General features: G+C 46.8%; 13 protein-coding genes. 1 reads left to right on the top strand and 12 read right to left on the bottom strand.

Annotation, left to right across the window (positions count from 1 at the left end):
• Positions 1 to 3: 3 nt before the first annotated feature.
• From A3Q3_RS0102145 to A3Q3_RS0102135, 3 genes are all read right to left on the bottom strand, one after another.
• Complete coding sequence (locus A3Q3_RS0102145) at positions 4 to 1,284, bottom strand: TolC family protein (protein ID WP_020181924.1); 1,281 nt, start codon at positions 1,282 to 1,284, stop codon at positions 4 to 6.
• Positions 1,285 to 1,367: 83 nt separating this feature from the next.
• Positions 1,368 to 1,772, bottom strand: coding sequence for a hypothetical protein (locus tag A3Q3_RS13510; RefSeq protein ID WP_020181923.1), 405 nt, complete (start codon positions 1,770 to 1,772; stop codon positions 1,368 to 1,370).
• 145 nt (positions 1,773 to 1,917) lie between these two features.
• Complete coding sequence (locus A3Q3_RS0102135) at positions 1,918 to 3,414, bottom strand: choice-of-anchor I family protein (RefSeq protein WP_026361694.1); 1,497 nt, start codon at positions 3,412 to 3,414, stop codon at positions 1,918 to 1,920.
• Positions 3,415 to 3,648: 234 nt separating this feature from the next.
• On the opposite strand from A3Q3_RS0102135, the gene A3Q3_RS0102130 reads away from it, so the two are divergent.
• Positions 3,649 to 3,882 (top strand): hypothetical protein, encoded by a 234-nt coding sequence (locus tag A3Q3_RS0102130; protein ID WP_020181921.1) that lies wholly within the window; start codon positions 3,649 to 3,651, stop codon positions 3,880 to 3,882.
• A gap of 73 nt (positions 3,883 to 3,955) precedes the next feature.
• Here A3Q3_RS0102130 and A3Q3_RS0102125 read toward each other — a convergent pair whose 3' ends face one another.
• The 9 genes from A3Q3_RS0102125 to A3Q3_RS0102085 form a co-directional block, all read right to left on the bottom strand.
• Positions 3,956 to 4,642, bottom strand: coding sequence for a hypothetical protein (locus A3Q3_RS0102125; protein WP_020181920.1), 687 nt, complete (start codon positions 4,640 to 4,642; stop codon positions 3,956 to 3,958).
• Positions 4,643 to 4,727: 85 nt separating this feature from the next.
• A complete protein-coding gene (locus A3Q3_RS0102120) occupies positions 4,728 to 6,344 on the bottom strand; it encodes a putative porin (RefSeq protein ID WP_020181919.1) in 1,617 nt (538 codons plus the stop codon).
• A gap of 34 nt (positions 6,345 to 6,378) precedes the next feature.
• Positions 6,379 to 7,080 carry a TonB C-terminal domain-containing protein gene (locus tag A3Q3_RS0102115; RefSeq protein WP_020181918.1) on the bottom strand — a complete coding sequence of 234 codons (702 nt, stop codon included), beginning with the start codon at positions 7,078 to 7,080 and terminating at the stop codon, positions 6,379 to 6,381.
• A gap of 2 nt (positions 7,081 to 7,082) precedes the next feature.
• Positions 7,083 to 7,487 carry a biopolymer transporter ExbD gene (locus tag A3Q3_RS0102110; protein WP_020181917.1) on the bottom strand — a complete coding sequence of 135 codons (405 nt, stop codon included), beginning with the start codon at positions 7,485 to 7,487 and terminating at the stop codon, positions 7,083 to 7,085.
• Positions 7,487 to 7,897: a biopolymer transporter ExbD gene (locus tag A3Q3_RS0102105; RefSeq protein ID WP_020181916.1), complete on the bottom strand. Its 411-nt coding sequence runs from the start codon at positions 7,895 to 7,897 to the stop codon at positions 7,487 to 7,489. The genes A3Q3_RS0102110 and A3Q3_RS0102105 overlap by 1 nt, the downstream gene beginning before the upstream one ends.
• An 8-nt stretch (positions 7,898 to 7,905) precedes the next feature.
• Positions 7,906 to 9,606, bottom strand: a complete 1,701-nt coding sequence (locus A3Q3_RS0102100; protein WP_020181915.1) for a MotA/TolQ/ExbB proton channel family protein — start codon at positions 9,604 to 9,606, stop codon at positions 7,906 to 7,908.
• 180 nt (positions 9,607 to 9,786) lie between these two features.
• Positions 9,787 to 19,956, bottom strand: coding sequence for a filamentous haemagglutinin family protein (locus A3Q3_RS0102095; protein WP_020181914.1), 10,170 nt, complete (start codon positions 19,954 to 19,956; stop codon positions 9,787 to 9,789).
• Between the two features lie 54 nt (positions 19,957 to 20,010).
• Positions 20,011 to 21,711, bottom strand: a complete 1,701-nt coding sequence (locus A3Q3_RS0102090) for a ShlB/FhaC/HecB family hemolysin secretion/activation protein (RefSeq protein ID WP_081623256.1) — start codon at positions 21,709 to 21,711, stop codon at positions 20,011 to 20,013.
• 163 nt (positions 21,712 to 21,874) lie between these two features.
• A complete protein-coding gene (locus A3Q3_RS0102085; protein ID WP_020181912.1) occupies positions 21,875 to 23,365 on the bottom strand; it encodes a hypothetical protein in 1,491 nt (496 codons plus the stop codon).
• Positions 23,366 to 23,458: the final 93 nt, after the last annotated feature.

Below are 23,458 nucleotides of genomic sequence, written 5' to 3'. Positions count from 1 at the left end.
GTGTTACTCCTGTGTCCGTTGGGTTGGATTTATCACCCGATTACCTAAAATACGTTCGATTTCAGCAACAGCTTGATGTGCATCTAACAAGGCCTGAATATATTGAGATTTGGCTTGAAATAAGGTGCGCTGGGCATCTAGCACATCTAAAAAACTAAACTTACCCGCACTAAACCCCTTACTTGCCGCATCAAATGCACTTTGAGCACTAGGCAGTATTTCGCTACGTAACGATTCCGCACTTTGTCTTGATGCGCTTAGCCGCTCATAATGGGTTGCAAGGTTGGCTTCCAACTGTGCTCTTAATGCAACGAGCTCATCTTGCGCCTTATACTGGCGGCTGACCGCCTCTTGTAGATTGCCTTGATTGCGGTCAAACAACGGTATGGGCACAGTTAATCCAAGCAATGCTTGATTCAGCCCACCTAGCTCTTGGTTATTGATGACACCGGCGCTAAGTGTGATATTGGGCGTGGCTTTGCTACGCTCAATCTTGGTCATTCCATCACGCGTGCTTATCTCTAGCTTGGCTAGGCTAATGGCTGGTGCATTTTCTAACAAGGCGGATAGCTCTGCGGAAGTCGCAACAGGCGGAATTTCCTCAACATTGCCTTGCGCACTCTCAAACACCGGCAATGGATTGCCCCATAAGGCACTTAAGCGCTTGCGTACGCTGTTGAGTTGGCTGGTGGCTTGATTAAACTCTATCTTGGCGCCAACTTCAGCTATCTTGGATTTGGTCTCTTCGACCGGTGCGCTTTTACCTGCTTTCACGCGTTTGGCAGCCGCATCCAATGCTAGATTTGCAGTATCCAGAGAGGACTTGCTTAGCTTTAATCGTTCCTGCGCTGCTAACACCTCATAAAATGCATTGGTTATATTGGCATGCACCTCTGCTTTTCTACTCTCAAGCGCCGCTAGTGCTTTTTGGTAGAAAGCATCCGCAGCCTCTATTCTGGCTTCACGCTTATTTCCCATTTCAATTTCTTGATTGAGTTGCAGATAGATTTGGCGGGTGTCGCTACGGGTGTCTTGCATCGAAGTAGAAATGGTAGGGTTAGGCCGAACCGCAGCTTGCGTTCTCACGCCTTCAATCGCTTCAAGCTCACGCTTTGCAACTGCAATGCTAGGATTAGCGCGCATCGCTAAGTCTATTGCCGCTGCTAGCGTTAATGGATAAGCTGGTTCTACATGCTCGGCGCTGTTTGCCAAATGGCTGGTAAAGGCCATCATCAAAAGCGCTGTGCTGACTGGCTTAATAAAATATTTCAGTGTGAATAGCAAGATGCTCTCCCAAATCTAATACAAATCCGATAACTTCCATCTAAGTAATGACTTAGAAATGAGTAGCTATCAACGAATTGAATTTAGCGTTGGGGTGGAGCGCGTGCGGCAGGCAGCCGTCGCTTGAGAGACTCTTTGGGGTTTGATAAAAGTGCGGGGTTGAGTTTTTGAGTGGCTTGTAACTTGAGTAAAAAGCAAACACTGAATACCACAGCAAGGATATTAATAAGCAACTTAACATCAACATCTTGCTTAATGCCAGAAGCAACTGAAATTGTGTGCGTAGCATGCGGAATATTTGATACGGCATGGTCTGCTGAATGCTCCACACTATAAGCTTCTTCGTGCTCATCGCCCACATGAAAACCAGTGTGTTGAATGGGGTGCTCAGTATCTAGATGCGCGTGAATAAACGGTTGCAATGCTTGCAAAATTGCAAAGCAAATAGCAACCGCTAACGTAACCCATCTAGTGTTATTTAAAGCCATGAGCCTAATCTAACAAACTTTGATTGCAATGACAATCTATCTTTACTCCAAGATGGCTGATTACTTTCAACCACTGGCACAAGCTGCATTTCAACAATTAAAAAGCCTCGCAAATACGAGGCTTTTTTAACAGCATCAATACAGTTTATTTGTTTGCTTTGCGACGTGCGCTCACACCCATTAACCCTAAGCCAGCAAGTAACATGGCATAAGTCTCAGGTTCTGGCACAGCAGCAAGGTTATATAGCGAAGTAGTGTTAGATGTCTCGTTAGTCACGCTCAAGTAAGTCAAGCCATTGAATGTAAACGCTTCAATGCCTTCTGGCGCTAAGTCCCCATCGGTCACAATCATGTCAATAATGCTGGCTTGGGTTGGATCCGTCACGTCATACAACGCTACTGCTGATTTAAGTGTGCGCTCTAAACCAATCGCAGCAATCGTTCTGCCATTGATGGTAAATAACTCCACGCCTTCTGGCTCCACGCCTTTGTCGCGGCTTCTTGCATCATCGTAAATGCCTAATTCGGCCGCTTTTTTGTCTAAAGAGTCACCACTATCAAATACGATATTGCCACTGGCATCACGAATAGAGAACGATCTAGCGCCTGCTGCAAATAAGTTACCAACAGATGAATCTGTATTGGTCACGCGCAGATTGGTGAGGTCGCCTGTTGCACCTACTGAACTAGCTGCAGAGCGGTCACCATCATCCTCACGGAAATCGCCTTCATTCGCCATGACCAAGTAATCTTGACCATTGGCTTGATAGGCTGCAATACCATCCGGCATGTAAAAGCCTTTTACATTGGCAGACACGAAATTGACGGTACCATTGTTGGATGGGTCGATCGTGTTACCTGGCAAACTAAAATCTTTAACGCCTAAACCAATCACTCGATCGAATTGATTGGTGTTCAAATTTAACACGCCAATCGCATTCGCCTCTTGTAGTGTCACATAGGCTTTAGTGCCTGCAGCATTCACAGCAATGTATTCAGGCTCAAAATCCATACCAGTATTGGTACGGATATAGCTACCAGATTGCGCTACGCCATTCAAACCTGCGGTTGCCGCTACAGTACGTGTATTCATATCAATCACACTGACACTGCCCGCTGGGTCTACCGCTGCCGCGCCAAACACGCGTGGGATTGTGCTGCCGATTCTTGCGCCATAAGTACTTGGCGTACCCTCGTTAGCTACTAGCAATTTAGAGCCATCTGCAGTAAATGTCAGCATGTCTGGCAACGCACCTACCGTAATGGTATTGGTGCCGCTCGTCAGGGCGCGCGTGGTTGTATTGTAAAGTTGAACAATACCAGGGTTGGTTTTAGTGCTAGATTCGATGGCAAACGCAGCCACGCCATTATTGATGGCAATACTATTAATAGAGCCAAAACTGGTGGTATCGATATGTTGCACTAAGCTACCGTTACTCATATTCAAGACATCTACACCGACCACACCCGCCACCCAAATGGTGTTGCTGATACTGTCGTAAGCGCTGATCTCTGATGTAACGCCCGTGTTGGCATGGCTGTATGTCCACGCTTTCGTGATGCTGGTAAATGGGCTATCGGCCATTGCCATATGTGGCAAAAATAGCGCAGCGACCAGCGCAGTAATCATCCTTTTTTTCATTGCTCTTCCCTCTAAATAGTAGTTTTGATGATACAAATTAAAACCTAACTAGCGTATGAAAATGGCGTGACGCAGTGATGACGGCGTGCCTATAAAATATAGGCTATGCAGACTATGCTTTACACTGAGGTGTATCATTTATTTCATAAATATTTAACATAGCAGCTATTACATCCGTTTTATAATCTGCGCAGGCACGGCCTACGCCCGTATGCGTTGACTTAAGGATATCAAGTGAAAATTAAAACCGCCAAAGAAGAATACCTAGCAAAAGCACAAGATCTCTCAGACGATGAAATTGACAAGCTGCAGTACAGAATGCGCGGCAAGCTCTATCGCCGTGCTGAAGACCAAAAGCTAACGTTACAAGAGGCACTCGCCATCCAACTGGAAATTGAAGACGAAGAATTGAAAGAATGGCGTGAAAAGCGTGCGCAAATGTTAACAAAATCATCTAAAAAGAAATAACGCGCTTACTGCGTGATTAATTACTGGTTGGCTATTTAGATAAACTATCGATATAGCCAACCTTCATACCCACTCAGTATGGCTTAGTGACGTGCACGTACCGCGCTTCGTCCAATTTATCTTGCTGACTCTGCAAAATATTTTCCAGCTCCACGCGTTTTAGTTGAAAAAACTTTTCTTTACGCATCACCGATTCATACAAGCTAGGATTATCATAAATCTGCACTAGCTCTTTGCCGTAGGTATAGAGCTTGCCGTTTTTATCTTCACAGGTATTGAGTGATTTGGTGGTCTCCGCCAAGTTTGTAGATAGTGTTTTACGCTGACCATCATTAAACGCCAAATCGCCCAGTGCTTTTTGGTGCTGTGTTTTTAACTCAGTCAAATTGTTTTGTGTCGTTTCCAAATCGGCTTTTGTCTGCGTCAGCTGTGTGTCTAGTGCTGTTTTTTCAGTGTTTGCTTTTGTGAGTTCTGCACCTAGGCTGCGCACTTTAGATTCAGCCGTACTGAGTTTTTTTTGTGCCAGATCTTTGGCTTCTGCTTCTGCTTTGAGTTGGTCTTCCAGCGTTTTCTTTTCTGTTGCAAACTGTGCCTGTAGCGTTGCTTTTTCAGCTTCCATGTCTTGTTTCATTTTCTGCATCATTAATGCAGCCTTGCGCGCAGCTTTATCTTTCTTTTCCGCAGCAAAGCTTGGGTCGGCAAACAGGCCAAATAAAAATGGAATGATGATCAGTGCAATTAACTTGGAATAGATACGCATATCGCCTCTCCTATCACTATCTGCATGAAAATTTGTCATATTAGAACTGTGCATGTTAGAACTGTGCATGTTAGAACTGGGCATATTAGAACTTGGCATTTAAATCCAATAAAAATACATCGACCGAATAATCCAAGCCGCTTACCGTATCAGCAGATAAGTAGCGTGCGCCTACCCATGTATTTTTATCAATCGCATAATTACCCACTAAAGCCCAACCTTTAGCATCGCTACCGCCTAACCTAAAGTTGGAGTCGTTTAAGCCATCTAATACAGCGTCGGCTTCTATGCGTTTATAGGCCAACGATACTTGCCAATCATCTTTTTCAATCGCCTCAGAGCGTAGCCCGCTAAACGTTTTGGTGCCTACATCCATTTTTACTTGGAAGGCATCAGTTTCTTCTTTATAGAGATTGCCTGTTCTTCTCAGGATCTCGTTTTTATCAAAGCCAATATTCTTGATGTAATCGCCAGTGAGGGTGACATGTACCGGGTCAAAATTGAGAAAGTCGATTTGACCGATAATATTGATTTGCTCAAACTTGGAGGCCAGACCAATAATGGATGCTTGGCCTGGAAGGTTCGCCGCATTGATATCAAAAGTACTATTGCCACGCTGTCTGAAGGCAGGTGCAGTGCCGCTGTAGTCATTTAAACCAACCGAATTAGACTGTCCTTCTACATTTTTGTAATCATGGTAAGCCACTGCCAACTTCACCGTAGATTTATTCGGTGCTTGCCATTTCAGCCCAGTTTGCAATGAGTACAACCATTTGTCTTTTGCCTTATTGTCTTCAGACGATTCGACTTCTTCAATAGGAAAGGCGCCAACTGTCGTGAACGAGGTGAGTGAGTCAGTCAATTTTGGCGAAAATGTTGCCGCCACGCCATCAAACGCCAAATCGGGGTCAAACATAATATCGGTATAGAGAAAAGGGTTGGCAAAGCGCCCACCCTCTACCATTAGCCAAGGTCTTGGTGTGGCTTTTAAAAATGCGCGGTCTAAACCAAAAATATATTTACCTTGTGCAATCCCTTCGGTCTGGTTAGGCGTGACTGGTGTTGTTTGCAAGCCTGTTACAAACTGCAAGCCGCCCGTGAGCCAGTCATTCACTTTGATATCTGCACCCAAACGAGCGCGTACACGCAAGCGGTCTCTATCTACTGTGGAATTTTTAAGGTTCATATCCTGCTCTGGATCGTTTAAACGAGCGATGTCTGCGTTATCAGAAGCAAAGCTATCCTCTTGTGCACGTAAACGAATATCGCCGTAAAACTCAATACGGTCCAGCCAGCCAGGCAAGCCCAAGCGCTCACCTGCTTTATAGTTGAGTTTGGTCATTACTTCTTTTTCAATTTCGGCGCGCATTTCTTTTTTCACGTGCTCTGGCACATATTGCACGCGTACCGATTTCTCATCCACAACAGCCGTTTCGTTTGGTTTTGCTACAAGCGCATCCAACGCCTGTTGCTGTTTGACTTGTCTGGCGGCATCTTCTGTCGCTTTTTTCACCAAAGCATCTGCTTTGTCTTTAGGCAATACGCCTTCTTTAACTAACAGATCAATCAAGTTGGTCGTGGTGGCTTTTAACTGCTCCAGCGATTCACGTTCATCCGCTTGGACTTGTGTCGCAGTCATGCCTAAGCCCATCATGATGGAAATCGCAAGGGATATCTTTTTCATCGGCAAGTGTTTAATCATTCTATTGTTCTCTCATCTATTCATTTACTGCTTGTTAGCCAAGCTTTCTTGCAGAAATACGTAACTTAATGGGCTGCGGCATACCTTCTGGTGGTGCTTCTCGTATGCGTGGCATGCTGTTCAACGCTGCCTTCACAGCTTGCTCTACGTCATCTTTGGCATCGGATTGCACCAAGTCCAGTCTCTCTACATCACCGTTAGATTTAATCCACACATTCACCACTAATTTGTACTGCCCTTGGGTGATGTTCTTATCTTTTTCCAGCGCATTTTCAATTTGCGATTTGACCAAACCCGCATACCAATTGAATTTGGCACCACCATCCGAGCCGATGGTTTTCACATCGCCACCTTTATAGTCATTGCTCACCGCCCCTGCAGCAAATGGGCTGGGGCCATCGCCTGCCGCACCTTCCATCTTCAGGTTTTCAGCCGGTGGCGTTTCTGCTGGCTTAGGCTCAGGGGCTTTAGGCGCTTCTTTGGGTTGCTCCTTAGGCTGTTCTTTTGGCGGCTCCTTTGGGGGTGGCGGCGGTGGCGGTGGCGGCGTATCTGGTAATAGCTTAATGGTGGTCACTTGTTTTTTGTGTGTTGCCCCACCAGACATCAATTTGCTAATGCCGTAGCCAATGGCACCCAGCACCAATAGCGCGAGTAGCCCAATGGCAATACGCTTCAACCACAATTGCATGGTATTTGCGTCTTCGCCATCAATCATCGGATCGTGAGTCACTTGCATCCTTAAGTTCCAATACGTCCGGTGACCAAACCCACGTTTTCTATTTCTAGTCTGTTTACCAAATCAATCACGCTGACTACGCCTGCATAAGGCGCTTTGGCATCGCCTTTAATCATCACGTTAAATTTAGGGTCTGCTGCTTTAGCGCTATTAAGCTGGCTTTCCAATTCCGTCATGCTCACACCTGCACCGTTGATGGTGACGGAGCCACCTTGCTGCACCTGAACAATTTTCACGTCGTGCTTCTCGGTGCTTGGTTTGTTAGACGGTTTGGGCAGGTTCATCGTCAGCCCTTGCACACCGGCCGTGGTCATCAAAATAAAGATCACCAGCAATACATAAGCCAAATCCAGCATCGGCGTGATGTTGATGGTGTCGTAAGGTTGAGCGTCGTTTTGAACCTGCATTATTCAGCCACCTTTTTCGTCACTAATCCGACTTCAGTAATATCTAACTTTTTACAAATCTCTAGCACTTCTGAGACCTTTTCATAATGGGCGGCAGCATCGCCTTTTAGCACCACTGGCAATTCCGGATTGCCACTTTTGTACTCTGCCAAGCGTTGCTCTAAGGTCGCCATATCCACTGGGTACGCATCCAAATACACTGCGCCATCACTGGTAATGGTAATGGCCCGCATTTGCGGTTTTGCCAACGCAGCAGAGTTCACCGTTTGTGGCGTTTCAACTTTCACGCCTTGTACTGATGCCGTGGTCATGATGATAAAAATCACCAGTAACACATAGGCCAAATCCAGCATCGGCGTGATATTGATTTCGTCATACAGCTGGTTCTCTTCTTTGACGCCTTCTGACATAGCCTGCCCTATTCTTTACCGAACAGCTCTGCGGTACGTGTCACAAACTCATCGACGAAAATTTGCATGGCAATGGTGATGTTCTTAATGCGGCTGGCTAAGTAGTTGTAACCAAACAAAGCTGGAATCGCCACACCCAAGCCAGCCACAGTCGCTAACAACGCTGCTGCAATACCCGGCGCAATCGCGTTTACGTTCACATCCCCGGCTGCTGCAATCGCGGCAAACGTAATCATCACGCCCACTACCGTACCTAATAGGCCTAAAAATGGCCCGCCGGAAATCGCAATCGTCAGCAATACCATGCCGGCATTTTGGCGTTGTGTTTCGCGTACCAAGTCTGCGTCAATCGCTGCTTTAATGGCGTCCATAGAGGCGCCGCTGAGGGATAGTTGGCCATCATGTTCACGCTTTTTAATTTCACGTAAGCCGGCTTGGTATAAGCCAAATAGATTGGAGTTGGGGAAGTGAGCACCTTTGTCTAACTCTAGCAATTCTTTACCACTGGCTTTTTGAAAGCGCGCTAAAAACTTTTTATTGTCTTTATCGGTTTTTGCCACCAGTTGCGCTTTCGTCCACATGACCCACGCACTAATAGCAAACATCACCGCCAGGATAGCAATCACGATCTTGGCATCGAGCGTCAAGCTGCCAATCAAGATGCCGATATAGTTCGCTTCACCTTCTTCTTCGCCTTCACCCCCTTCTCCGGCAGCCACTGCGAATATTTTGCTATCCACACCTTGGCTGCTTGCAGCGAGTTGAATGTGCGCTTTGCTCGCGGTATTGACCAATTGCATCTCATCCATCTCACCGAGATATGCTTCACCAATGCTAATCGCAGCGGCTGGGGTAAGTACAGGTGCTGCGCCTGTAGCCACTTCTGCACCGTTTACATATAACGTGGCCGCACCGTTGTTAATGGTGAATGCAACATGCTGCCAAGTGGTGGCTTTGAGCTCGCCTCCAGAAATCAAGGCATCGCCAATGTTTAATTGCAGCGTTTGTGCATCAATGGTCAATGTTGCGCCATCGGCTTGCGCAAATAAGCTTGCGGTTTGCGGCAGGCTGGCAGGTTTAATCCAAGCGGACCAGGTAAAGCCGTTGGCATAGGTGATGGCTGGGTTCGCGGCAATGCTGAGCGCAGCGCCATTAAATACGGCAGACTCACCAATCAACCCTGCTTTTTGTGCAGTGATTGCGCCAGTTGCGGTCAAATTGTTTGCGCTACTGTCTTTTAACAAGCCATTTTCGGCAAAATGGAACAGGCCTGTGGTACTGGCTGCTACCAGTGCTTTTTCGTTACTGGCGGTAGTTGCATTTTCGTTGCCGGAATATACCCAGATATGTGCATCTTTCTCACCGGCGGCAATGGTGGGCAATTGCACCCAAATGGTTGCCAACTCATTCACTGCATCAAATTTTTCAATATAAAATTTGAGCTCTGTTTTATCATCCGCCGCAATCAGGCGAATATCCGAGCCATCCACATTGACACTGGTAAAGTCAAAGTTGCCAGAATGTAAGCGCATCAAAGCAACGGCTGGCTCACTTACCCCCAACGCCTGCGGGTTAATGCTAACTTTGTTACGTACAGGCCAGTCTGCATTCCACTCTGCGTGTGAAAGCCCAGCATGAATGGTGAGTAACGCAGCAACAAAAATCTTGGTAAAACGTTGTGTGGTAAATGCAAAAATTGTGGTGAACATGCCATGTACTTATAAAATTAGACTTGCAGGCATTGTATGAATGTAATGTGTCAGTTTGATTAAAAAAGGACTAGTCCTTGCACAAATTACCTATAAAAAAAGCCTGTACCTCTTGATAAAGATACAGGCTATATTTTTATTATAAATCAGTAATTTATTGATATTATTTAATGTTATTTATTAATTACCAAAACCAATCACATCAACAGAAATAATGGACGGTAATGTAGGTTTCACAAAACTGTTATTTGCAGACTGGGCTACGCTATTCACTACAGATTGTGTAGCAGAGTTGACTGCATCTGGCGATAAGCCTGCCCCAACACCAGCAATGCTAGAAGTTGCGGCAATTGGGACGCCAGATGACGTGCCCTGTATCTGCACATTAATCGCATTGAGGAAGTTTTGAGTAACTGCAAAAAGGTCACCTGCTTCAATCCCAGCCTCACCTGCATCAATGGTTGGCGCTGTTAGATAGACAGTCCCTTTTTTCGGCTCTACTTTCGGGCCATTCGGACCATCCGGATCATAACTCTGCGCGCGGATACCACTACCGGCAGCTACGCCACGTACTTCAATAATGGTGTTACCAAAAGCATCGGTTTGCACAATACGTTCTGGCACAGAAGTAGCCGTTTTGGAACCACGACCCGCATCGATCGTGCCGTGCGTAGACCAGATAGCGATATCACTGCCGAACTGTGTAATGACTTTAGATTGATTGACTTGGAAATCACCATCAGCAATCGCGCGAATCTCCCCACCTTTTTCCGTGATGATGCCAATATCGCCGCCTCGGCCCGGCACACCGACGTTAATCAGGCCGCCCGGCGCAATCAGATCGATGCTACCACCACTGTTGGTCGATACTTTGCTGTTAAACAATAAGATATCACCTTGACTGAGCGTTGGAAACAAGCTGGCAATCGCATTTTCACCACGTGCATGGTTGCCTGCTTTGGCAAAGTCTTTGGCGGAACCAATCAACTCAGAAGTGAGGTGGCGATTAGAAAATATCGTCTTTGCTTCTACATCCAGCGCGCTAAACTGTGCTAACGCATCGTCATCACTCAGTGCGTTGTCACCATTACGTTTACGCATAAAATCCGTGACTGCTTGCGCAGTAGCTTTACGATATTCGGCCAAGCGTTTAGCGTCATCGGCCAAAGTTACAGGGCCAGTGCCTGTTGGTAATACATATTGGTTAATATACGCCTGTACCGCAGCGCCTAGGCCTACTCCAGCTTGCACAGTGATAGATGCACCCTCTTTTGGCAGCGCCGTATTGGCACGCCATGCAAATGTTTGGTCAAAAATCCGATTGGTAGTTCCGGAGTTGCCAGTAGTGGTAATGGTCGTCACGTTTGAATAGATCAAATCAACATTTCTCCCCGCTTGTACTAATAACTCACCAGGGCCAGCCACCGTAATGTTTTGCGTGTTCACATCATTACCCGCTTTAATCACGCTAATATCGGTCGTGCGGTTATTTTGTAGCGCAAAATTTAACCCTACAATATCATTACCAGCGACAACTTTGGTCTGTTTAGGCATGCTCACTATAGCGTTAGGGGTATTAGCAAAAATATCGCCCTCTTTCGCCACAATATACACAGGCTGCGTATCATTACGATGGAGCAAATCTGGGCTGTGGGTTAATAATTGATCTGAAATAATAGTACTGACAAAGCTTGCTCTTGATACTGGGCTATTAATACTAGGCAATACATTTGGATTAGCATCTGACATTCCAACATACCCTAAACCAATGTCATTTGCTGCAAATACATTAAAATTTCCCGTGCTTGATGGAAGGAGAGTAATGTCTCCAACATTGACATTCCCATCATGTGCAGAAGCAGAAATATTTGTTGGCGCATATAATAATGTCTTGGTAACTAAAGTATCCAAGCCTGTTGCTGCGCTCAACGTTACAATATCAGTTGCTAAGTTGATATTCCCTACTTGGCTAACTAGATTTGCACTGGCAATTTGTGAGTACGTATTGAAGTAACTATTTTTGCCACTAGCATCACTTACAGGAGCATTCCCAGTTAAGGCGTTATTGGGCGAGGCTGAGCTTGACTGTGCCACCAATGTTGGGTTGATAATCGCATCGATCCGAATGTCACGACCAGCATTTACATCCCATTGTCCATCTTGCAATGCCAGCACGGTACCAGATGCACCCTCTTGCGGTTGAATAGCGCCACCGGCATTGATGTTGCCATCCCCTTTTGCAACAAAATACACACCGCCGTTAATGTTGTTGCCTGCTACCACGGTAACATCGCCACCACCATCGATACGTTGTACATTGGTCGCAAGGTCACCCGTTGTACCAAAATTATCAAAGCGCGCAGTGGTTGGCGCAGAAGCAGAGAAGTTGGAAATATCACCACCTGCTCGCAATTCAATATCGCCGCCGCCAAGTGTCGCTAGGCTTTGTTTGAACAGATCTGGGCGCACCCACCATGTGGTATCTAAATTACTGTTGCCACCGCCCTGTCTAAACAACCATTGGTTAATTAACTGACGGCCATTTGCTGGTTCAGCACCCACAATATTGCCTTGAGCAGTGACACGTATATCGCCACCATTGCTTAAATAGAGTGGGTTCCCAGCTGTAGGCGCATCAAAACCATCCAATGCTTGCGCTTGTGTACCTACCGTATAAATAGCAGATGAGGCATTACGCATGATGACATCGCCACCGGTTGCAATATCAATATCGCCCGTACCGGTTCTAATCAGTTTGTTATTGGCTAACGTTAAATTGCCGGTGACAGAACTACCATCACCTGCTTTGGCAGAGGCAACCGTGGCTAGAGGACTGGCTGAATTAAAGTCTGCACCGGCCACCAAACGATACGCCCATGCATCACCACTGCCAATCAGGCCTGTAGGTAGCGCCGTGGTAAAGCCATCGCTAATGCTGCCGTTCAACATCAAATTATCAGCCGCGCGTAAGGTCAATACGCCGGGCTCATTACCGGCACGGGTTTCGCTATACAAATTCCAATCACTGGCCACAGTTAAATTGCCGCTTGATTGAATTTCAGTACCTGCACGTAGATGGAAACTATCGTCACCACTCTTGCCTAAGCTCGCCACAATATTATCTTTGTTGGCCATAAAATCCGACACGTCATTGGCTACAGTATTAAACCCAAGCGTTGCACCTGTGCTATTACCTGTAGTCACCGTAGTCACGCCAGTAAATACTTTAAATGCTTCTAGCACCGTGGATTTTGCACCATTAATCGCCGTTGCTAAAGCGCTTACCGCAACGCCATTACCAGCACCTGCACCTGTTCTTGGCGCACGTAAATGCACATCGCCACCGGCACCGCCAGTACCGCCTGCTACGTTAATCTTGGAGCCATTCTCGAGTGCTAGCGTACCCTGTTGGGTAAACAACTCCACCTTACCGCCTGCTTCTCCAGACTTAGTGCTATTGGCCTGAATATTGGCGGTGCTTTCTAAGGTAAGGTTTTGATTGGCATATAAGCCTACACGACTATTTTTTGGGGCTGTGGCAACAATATCGCCACTCACACGGATATTGCCTGCATCTGCCGACACGCTAATATCACGCGCGGTCAAGGCTTGATCACCTGTACCGGTAATCGCCACATCACCAGTGCGCGCACGGTAATGCCTTGATTCGCTAAAGCCTGTCGCTTTTTGGTCTGTCGCCGTCAGGCTCGCCAATGTCTTCACGTCTACATCCAACTGGCCACCTAGCCCAGTGCCATTGGCCTTACCGTTAAGCGTACCATTTAAGTTAAGCGTACCTTGCGTGGCATTGGCTTGCACCATACCGGCCTTCGCATCGCCGGTACTGGTCACACTCACCGCTGCGCCTGTGTCTACATTCACATTGCCGTTAGCAGAACTCAAAGTCACCTTACCTGCATTCAAATGCTGGGTAGTGGTGTAATAGCCTATGGTTTGTGAGTTTGCAGATATACTTGCACCCGAGGCCAAGGTTAAATCTTGGTTAGACTGCAATGTAACCTGACCAGATAATGACTCGATGTTGCTCGCGACATTCAGGCGATCAGCCGCAATGGTCAATTGCCCACCAAACTGCGTGTTTGCGCCCAAGTTCACGGTTGTATTTTGTTGCGTATTTAACGTATCGCTGGCTTTCAGTGTGTATTTTCCACCAGTTTCACTGGTGATGCGCCCTGCGTTGATATTGGTCTGCGCAACGTTCAGATTAGTTTGTCCAGTAGCCGCCGTACGTACTTCGCCAGCGTTGATATTCAACTGGCTATACCCTTGCACTGTGGTCTGATCCGTCGTGGCTAATTGACCATTCGTCATGACCGGCGATTGCTCACCTTCAAATCGTACTGTGTTAGCGTTGATATTCAGCGCTCTGCCTGAGTTGTCCGCAGTGCCAATCAACACAGCATCTTGGTTATTTTTCAGCGTAAAAGTGTTGGCCGTAATCACGCTGGCAACATTGCTACTTGGTGCACCACTTTCACCCGCAGCTAAGTGCCCGACGATGCCAGCAGCATTAAAGGTTAAGTCTAAGTTGTTATTGCCCACATTCACTGCGCCAAACGTATCTATATTGCTATAACTGTTCAGTGTCAGTGCTTTAAGCTGGCCCAATGCTGCCAAAGACGCAGCGGTAACATTTAATCCTGCTGTGCCTTGCGGTGCATCACCAATCAATATACGTTTAGCGCCCAACGTTACCTTACCGCCATCACTTAACTTCACATCCCCTTTTAAGCTTACATTATTGGTCGCATCCAATACTGCTGAATTACCCGCGATGAGCTGGCTACCTTCATGCACAATCAACTCGCCTTGCGTCGCGCTGGCAGAGCCACCATTACGGCTATAAGTGATATTGTTTTTGGATGACAGCGCCAACACCGCGCCTTGACCATTACTAGTGATGACTTTTTCGCCGGGCTTAGCTGCTGCCGCGCCAGTATTAATCACTGCATTAGCATTCACCACCACCTGTTGGTTCGCTGTTGCGATAAACTCTGTGGTGCGTAACACTTGTGCGCCGGTATTTTCAATCACTACGCTATCCGCCACGGTCGTGATGTCCGTCACGCCTTTCACCAATTGACGTTTACCGCCCAATAACACGCTTTCTGCATTCAGTGCATTCAAGCTGGCGGCGGTGAGTTGCAAACTACCATCGTTACTGTTGTCTTGCGCATCTACTACACGAATCTTGCCTGAGCTGATATCGACCTCTAAGCCATTACCGCCTACTTGCGTATTGGCAATGACGTGCGCATTTAATGCTAATTGGCTTGCGCTTAAACTGAGCTTACCCACATCCAGAGGTGTATTCACTTCCGCACCATTCGTTTTGAGTGGATTATTAAAGAAGGTATTGGCGCTAGTCAGGATATATTGCGATGGTGATTGTGACACCGCGCCTGTAGCTGGCCTGAAAATAGCACCATCCAGTACTTTAAATGTAGACCAGTTAGCATCACGTGCACCAGTGCTGACATCCCCAAAATAACCTGCAGTCAAGGTGCTACCATCTTGCTGTTTGACCGCAGTGCCCGGTAATACATTGGTAGATTGGGTTTGTACCACATAGGCGCCCGGTACTAGTGCGTAGCGCGCAGGCAACAAAGTGTACATACCAGGCGGCAAGCCAGGCACACCACTTAGATATACCGATTGACCGACACCCACCCCTGCAGAGCTGCCTGCGTAAGTTAAATCGGTAGGTGCAAACTCACCTTTCAAGGTAGGGATCACCGCATAGGTATTGGGCTGCGCTAGGATATCTTTGCTACCACCAATACCAGGCACCCATTCATAGGCAAACATATCGCCACCGGCAGATAAATCCAATACTGCGCCTTGTTGCAAATCTACATTTTTACCATCGATATCAATAGTTTTTTCTACCAATGGCCTTGTGGCACCGCCACTAGGGTTAAATACTTCACCGCCGGTAGTCGTAATCCCAAACGGAATATTCTGCCCGCTACCGGAAATACTGGTTTTACTATTGCTGGTAAGGGTAACAGAGTTACTGCCCACCAAGTTAATGCGACCAAACGGCGCAGTCAACACGCCGTTTTGCACCACATCTGCGGCTTTCAGTGTGAGCTCACCCCCTGCGGAAAGCACTGGCGTAGCGGCTTTGCCATTGCTATTCACGGTGACTTTACTTGCAGTGCCCAATGCTTCAAACTTCAGCTTTGCACCGGAGTCTGGGTAAATCTGACGCGCGGTCAGCGTGATTTCACCATTCGCAGTCAGGCCAGACTCTGTGGCATCTAAGTCATCCTGCACATAAGTGCTGGTACCCTGCCCATGAATATCCAAATCTGTATTGATGGCCAACTGCTGCGTACCAGAAATGCCCATTAAGCCGTCAACATACACTTGTTTAGATTGCGTGGTCAGTTGGCCATTGCCCGCCACTACACTACTTGGATCAAAAAATAAAGTAGGGCTTTTAAAAGTAATATGCCCGGCATTGATGTTGGCGATACCATCATTCTGCACATGCAAAATGGGGGTTTCCAACGTTAGGTTACCGGCGATATTCAGTGAAAACCCATCCGCCAACTCAATTTTATCGTTGACAACAGGTTGTGTAGCAAATGATTTCACACTGACATTGGCAAAACCACCCTGCTCAATTTGGTCAGCGGACAATTGTGCTTTAACGTAAGGCTCATTTACGCCATTACCTTCTTTAACAGCATCGCCCATGTTAAATCCTGCTGCCGACAATTGCTTGTTGTTGGTCAACACTACGGTTTCAGTGCTGGCCACTATCGGCGTAAAGTCATTGTTCAATCTGGCGTTATAGGTCATATTCAAGGTGCCATCACGGCCAGTGCCACTTGCTCCGGCTTTAAAGTCACCATCTACCAGCAAAGCCCCTGTGCCGGTGAGTGAAATGGTGCCAGCATCGCCATACAGGGTTTCTCTCACATAGCCTTGAGTGGTTTTTGTATCATTGATGACCGCCGCACCAGATACATCCAGTACCGCACCTTGTTTGATAATGGTCGCACCTTTTACCGGATCAGAGCTATTATTTGGCGTATTGATGTCAATGGTACCGGCAGAAAATACTTGCGTATTTAATAGCGTTGCACGCGAGCCTGGCAAAGTAACAGTGGAGCCTGCAGCACTAAGATAGGCATTCTCACCAATATACACAGCTTGTGTTTGGTCTGCTAGCAACGTAGCATCAGCATCATTAATACGAATATTGATATGACCACTTGGGGTGGTGATATCTCCCAATACATTCACTTGCTTACCGGCACTCAGCGATACACTGCCACCCCTGTCCGTACGTATCGTTGTATTTTCCGCCAAATTCAACGTACTCAAATCCTCACCTTCAGCAACACGCTTTGCGGTAAAGTTAAGCGAGACCGCCTCGCGCAAATAATCCGCCTGAACGATAGGTTTGGCCATGGCTGAAATGGCTTGCCCTCCACTCTGATTCAGGTAACCAGCATTGATGCGCCAGTTTTGTGCCAAGCCATAGACTTGCTGTGCAGGTGCGCCTTGTGCGCCAATATTAACGTTAAAGGCTGTCAAATCAAACGCAGAGAAACCGCCTTTGCTAAAAAAATCATTATTGACAGTAAAGTCACCACTCAAATTATTGGCTATATTCAATGTGGCCGGTTGGTCAGCACCTTGCTCACCCACCTTAATAAAATTAATGGCTAAGCGACCGCCATGGTCAAAACCGTAAGATTGCAAGCGCGTACTACTATCAATATTTTGGTTCGTTTTAAAACTGATATCACCAGCCTCACCCGTATGTAACACACCGCTACTGTCTACCCATGCGCCAGCTGAAGCATCTAAGATCACATTCTTACCCAACACAACCACCCCGGAAGAAGCGTCTAATGGTGCATTTTCATCGTCCTCTATTTTCCCGGAGGTGATACTTCCGCCATTGGCAGCTACTTCACGCGTCAACGCACCAGCGATCACTGGTCTATCATTAGTAAATATGCCAGCCGTACTAATGGTGATGTTGTCAGCAACATTGGTACGCAACGATTGCAACAAAATGTCCGAATTAGGCGCGTAAATGCTAGCGTTGATTTGCGTGGTAGTGCCTGCACCACCATTGCCAAACACTAGCTGGCCATGTGGCTTCACATTCAGCTGAGTATTGACCGTAAGTTCTGTTACTTTGGTTAAATCCACATCATTAAAGCCATTGGCTAAAAAGTCACTGCTAATCACCGATTGGTAATTTTCACTGTCAGGCAACGCTTGGTTAAAATTGAAATCGCTTGCTAACCCTTTTGCTTGCTTATCAATCACTAACCTATTTGCACTGGCTAGCAGCTTGCCATGTTCAGGCACTTCCTGTTTGAGCAACTGCTCTCTGCTGACCTTGGTATTGGCAATCAATTGCCCCGCCAGCACTAGATTTTGCGTATTTTGTGCGGCAACAGGCGTGGTCAAATCCACTGTGCCTGCATTTGCGCCCTCAAAATAGCTGTTCACTTGTTGGGTGGTACCACCCAAGGTATAGGTTTTGACTGTTCCCCATTTTTCATCCACAATTTTTTTACTATCGGCCACTTGGTCATACGCCACACCTGGCTTTGCTTCCGAGATAGGGACTAATTTTCCGTTGTACACTAACTGGGATTCTTTAATGGTACCGGCGGTGTAAGTAGTAGACCCACCTGAAACATCAATCACTGCGCCTTTGTTAATTATCAAATCTTGCTTAGTGGAGAGTGTGACGGTACCGGCATTGGTCATTTTCTCTGCTACTGTTGCCCCAACCAAATCCAAGAATGGCTGTATATCCAATAAATCCGTGCCTTTACGCGCATCCACATACACGGTTTGTTTAAACAAGCCACTGTCACGCAAGATCGGATTGTCTTTTAATTGATCAGAAAACAGCTCTATTTTTAACTGATTACGAGACATCGGTGCAATGGCATCTACACCGGAAACATCAATGCTGGCATTTTCACCCAGATAGATACGGCGCTTATTCACACCAGCTTTTGCAATGGTTGGATCTAAGCTTAAATCCACATTGCCATTGCTATCAAATTTGAGGGCGCTAGAAGCATCAAACTCAGACTTAGCGGTCACATTGCCGCCCTTCACGCTGACTTTGCCATCAATATTAATTAAGCTGGCCTCAATCGTCACATCCGAGGTTTTAAATGGCTGCGATACGATCGTTTCTTCTTTATCCGCATAATCCGGCTTCACTTCGGTCACACTGCCTTTACCCAAGGTCACAGCACCATTACGCGCACCTGTCACTATGCCTGGTGATGTTTCATCTGCTTTGTCCTGCGCTATCAGTTTAATCGAGCCATTGGCACGTACCGATGTGGTGGCAGTCAAGGTGCCGCCTTGGTTCACGGCTAAGCCCATCATGGTGATATTGCCACGCTCTGCCACAATCTTACCTAAGTTGACGGCAGAACCGCCGGCATCCACTTCCACCAAAAAACCCGCCGGGTCTGTGGCGCCTTTTAAGTAAATCTTTTTACCGGCGGCCAAAATAGTTTGGCCTTCTGGTGTGCGGATTAATGTCTCGCGCATGATGGCGTTGCCGTTGGCGTCTTTTTGTACAACACCATTGATATCCGTGACCACACCTTCTTTTTCCACTTTGACATTGGGCGCAAATAGCATCACCTTGCCATTGTTAGCCGTGGTGATTTGGGCACCGCCTTGCACTAACACTTGTGCATTTTCCACCTTGGCGCGCGCTGCGTCAGTTAAGTCCAATGTACCCACAAGCTCAAAGGCTTTGGTAAAGGTTTGGTCGTTCACAAAGCCGGATTGAAATAACTCATCCGTAATATTCAATGTACCCGCGTATAGCGAGCCCACATTAAATTGCGCATCTTTGCCAATAATGACGCCATATGCATTCAGAAAATATAGGTTACCGGCTGCGTTCACGTTACCGTTTAGTATGCTGGGGTTGATGTCATGCACACGGCTCAACATTGACCAAGTAGGCAGCATATCAACATTAAAATTCTGGCCACGTGCTAAGTTAAGCTGGTTAAAATCAACAATCGCATTGGGTTTAAGTTGTTGAAAATTAATAGAGTTTGCATCGGATGAAATCACGCGCGTAGAGCCGTCCGAAATACCACGAATACTGATACCAGCAGGCAATACCTGTTCTGCCCACGCATTCCCCACCATCGTAAAGCTCAGCATCAAGGTATATTGCAGCGCCTGTGCAACTTTTTTGCGGATACGGCGACCACTCTTGCTCACATGTCCTTTGGCAGCCTCAGAGACAGGCACCATCATGTGAAGCACACGGCTGTACACTAGTTTATATATGCCTTGATTCATTGTATTTTCCTTTTCTTTGCTGCCGTGCCAATATGGATTTACGTTAACTAACGGTTACCACTCGTAGCCCACTCTAAAATGTAGGCGATCATCACCCTTGTCGACCTGCACCGCATCTTTGTAAGCGTGCGCATAATCTAGGTTGGTAAATACACCACCATTGCTTTTAATCTTGAAACCCAACCCGGCCGAAGTGAGCTCACGCGTACTATCGCTCCCTGATAACAGGTATGTTTTTGTGATGCCTGCATCTACAAACCCAAAGGCATAGAAGTCTTTGATATAGTCACTGAATAAATGCTGACTGATATATTTTTTGAGTGGCGGCGTGCGCAGTTCTAAAGAAGCAAGTACACCGTTATCACCTAACTCGCTGGATTCAAGATAACCACGCACGGAATCCACGCCCCCAATGGTAAATTGCTCAGCTGAGATCAATTTATCGCTCGCAATTTGGCCGCCCAACTTGGCCTGCACAGACCAATCCATGGGCAGTTTGTGCGTGTGTTTTAAATCCGCCCGTAAAAATGCATAGTTAGGCTTGGCATCATCACGTTTATCATTAAATTCGCGCTCATTGTTACCCAAGCCACGTGGCGCAAAGTTAAAGGCAAGGTTGAGTTGCGTTTGCGAGCTTGGCGTTTGATACGTGCCGTCGTAACCCACCATAAAGGCGAGATAAGAAATCGGTGTGTTAAACCCGTCCGCGCCCAGCAACACAACGCTTTCTTTAAAGGTTTTGTAATCAGCACCCAGCGTCAGACCTTGATAAAAATTCTCGCTATACGGCAAGGGATGGATATAGCGCGCGCCAGCAATGTAGCCCTTACCAATCACACTCACATCACCCACCGCACTGATATCACTATCCGAGATCACGCCGTAAGCAGCAAAGTAATCACCATTCAAGCGCGGGATCACGTACGTGCCAGAGAACACTTTCACTTCGTTCAAATCTTCTGGCGAGACTTGAAAACTCAAACCAATGCTATGGTCTTTTTGCCAAAGGTTTTCATAGCGCATCGAGCCATTCAAACGTGTTTCTGTGGTGTTAGATGAGTAACGATCATTCAATTCTAAGCTGCCATGCAAAGGCAGTTTGTCTTGTACTTTTAAATCCACATCCACTTTGCCGGGCGATTTTCCAGGCCTTAGCACAGGCGTCACTTGGCGGTTTTGGCCTTTATTTACTGTGCCCAATTGTTGCTGCGCAGTAGGAAAATGCGGTACTTTGCCTTCCTGAAATTCCGCTACGCGTGATTTAATTTCTGCCAAAGAGGTATATTGCGCATCTTTGATGCGTAATGCTTCTACCGTGCCTTCTGTGACTAACAAGCGCACCACACCGGTATCTACCTCTTGTTGCGGAATGCTCACAGACACTGTCAGGTAGCCAGCATCTTGATAAGTTTTTTCTAATGCACTACGCGCCTTCTCTACATCATCAATGGTCTTGGCCTCACCCATAAACGGGTACACCGCTTCTTCAATCTTGCTGGCGCCTAACACGGTATTGCCATCCACCTTAAACTCAAACACATTAAACGTAGGCGTTTCTTTTTCAGGTGCTTGCGTGGTCTTGGCCGGAGCCGGAGAACCATTGGATTGACTAAATGGGGCTGTGCCATCTTGCTCGGTGCTAGGCGCTGGTGGTGCCTCCGCATGCTCAGCAAGCACACGTAAAGGTGCCAGCAATAACAATATGTAAGTCCATCTGTGTTTCGCTATGGGCTTTCGCAAGAGAGGTGTTTGCATACCAACTTCAATTTATAAAAACTCCATCATTATCAAAAATCTATGTTTCAAGTTGATGAAACAGACTAGTCCGCATCAACATCTATTGCACATAAAAAAACACACACCCTTGTGAGGTGTGTGCTTTTGACTAGCTACTCTGTGTGTGACAGAGAAAGTTAGATTATTGTACTAATTGTGCTGGTGAGCAGTTTTTACCCAAGTTAGTTGCACGTGCTACTTGTGCGCCAACTGTACATACAGAGCCAGCCAGTGGGTTTAATGTCAAGCCACGTGGCAATACTGCACAAGCTGCTGCTTGTGGGTTAGCCAATGCTGCAGTGATTTGGCCGACAACATTGTTTTCAAACGCTGTTTTAGCAGGTACACCAGCATAGTTACTACGTACAAAGTTCTTCATTTCCATGTGGAACTCGTAGTCGCCGTTTGTCGCTGTTACACGTGCATTTTCAGTATCACCTAACTCTGGGTGTACGCCATCTACTTTGACATAGCGGTAGCCATTTTGTGTACCACTGTCTAAGCGCCAGTTATTCTCAGTGGATAACACACCGATTGCGTAACCTTCTACGCCACCCGTTGAAGTTGCAGTAGTGATGCGTGTTTTTACATCGCCTGAACCTGCATTCTCAGTCACAACGTAATCTGTTGTTGAGTCAGTTGCAGTTGCTGCTGGGAAGAGTGAAGCACTTGCGCCATCAGCGCACGGGTTTGCTAAGAAGAATGCGTTTGAGCTCGCTTGTGAACCAGAGGTATTTACACGGCGCTCCACTTTTACTTTACCCGGATTGCTACCTAAAATAGGTGTCCAGTCACCGTTAGCTGCACCACCTGAACTAACAATAGCCACATACTGTGCACGTGTAATGGTTGGCGCATTGACTGGGTCGTATGTCGTTGAGTTCACATCAGACAAACCTTGCTTAGCTTGCAATGCACGGTATAAATGCGTACTGACTGCCACGCCAAATACTTGACCTACGTTAGCATCACTTTCAACACCTTTAGCAGACACATTACCGCCACCGATTACTGGTGGAAATAAGGCGGCTTCCACATCAGAAAAACCGCCTACTGGTAATTGTGGTGCAAATGGATCAGCCGCAACTGCAGTTGCATTGGCTGAGTTGGATGCTGCCGTAGCACCCGTACCTGGCAATACATTACCTACGCGAGTACAACCCTTCCATACGGTTGCATTGTTTTCAGTATTGGTTGCATCTACATAACTTGCGTTTGATGTACAACCGTTACCTGTACCTACAAATTTAAGGCGTGCTAAACGTGTACCCACAGTGTGTGGTGAATAGGCATTCAATGAACCGCCGTCTAATGTGTGATACAACACAGAAACGATACCAGAGCGTTTACATGCATAAGCAGTAAAGTTACCTAAGCCACCCGGTACGTTTGAAGCGCCAGTTGCGTTAGTAAAAATAGTATTAGTACCAGAGTCACAGCCTACGCCTGTACCAGAACCTACCCAGCCTTCGTATACTGATTTAGTTGGTGCAGATGCACCAGAGATCCAAGCTTGTTGCAATGTACCTGCTGAACGTGCAGCATCAATTTCGCCCACAGTCACAGGTGCTGCCAATACAGAAGCTGAAGCCGCTAAGCCAGCCACCAATAATGCGATTTGTTTCATTTTCATGATCGTTCCCTCAAATAATAGGTATAAGTAGTCCGCCACCCTGAAGCAATTTCAGGGTCTACTCGTTTATTTCAGTAGATGGCGAGCGCTTCG

This window comes from Methylotenera sp. 1P/1 (assembly GCF_000384355.1).
Classification (GTDB): domain Bacteria; phylum Pseudomonadota; class Gammaproteobacteria; order Burkholderiales; family Methylophilaceae; genus Methylophilus.
The sequence above is the reverse complement of the archived record's forward strand: the minus strand, read 5'-3'. Positions and strand labels throughout refer to the sequence as shown.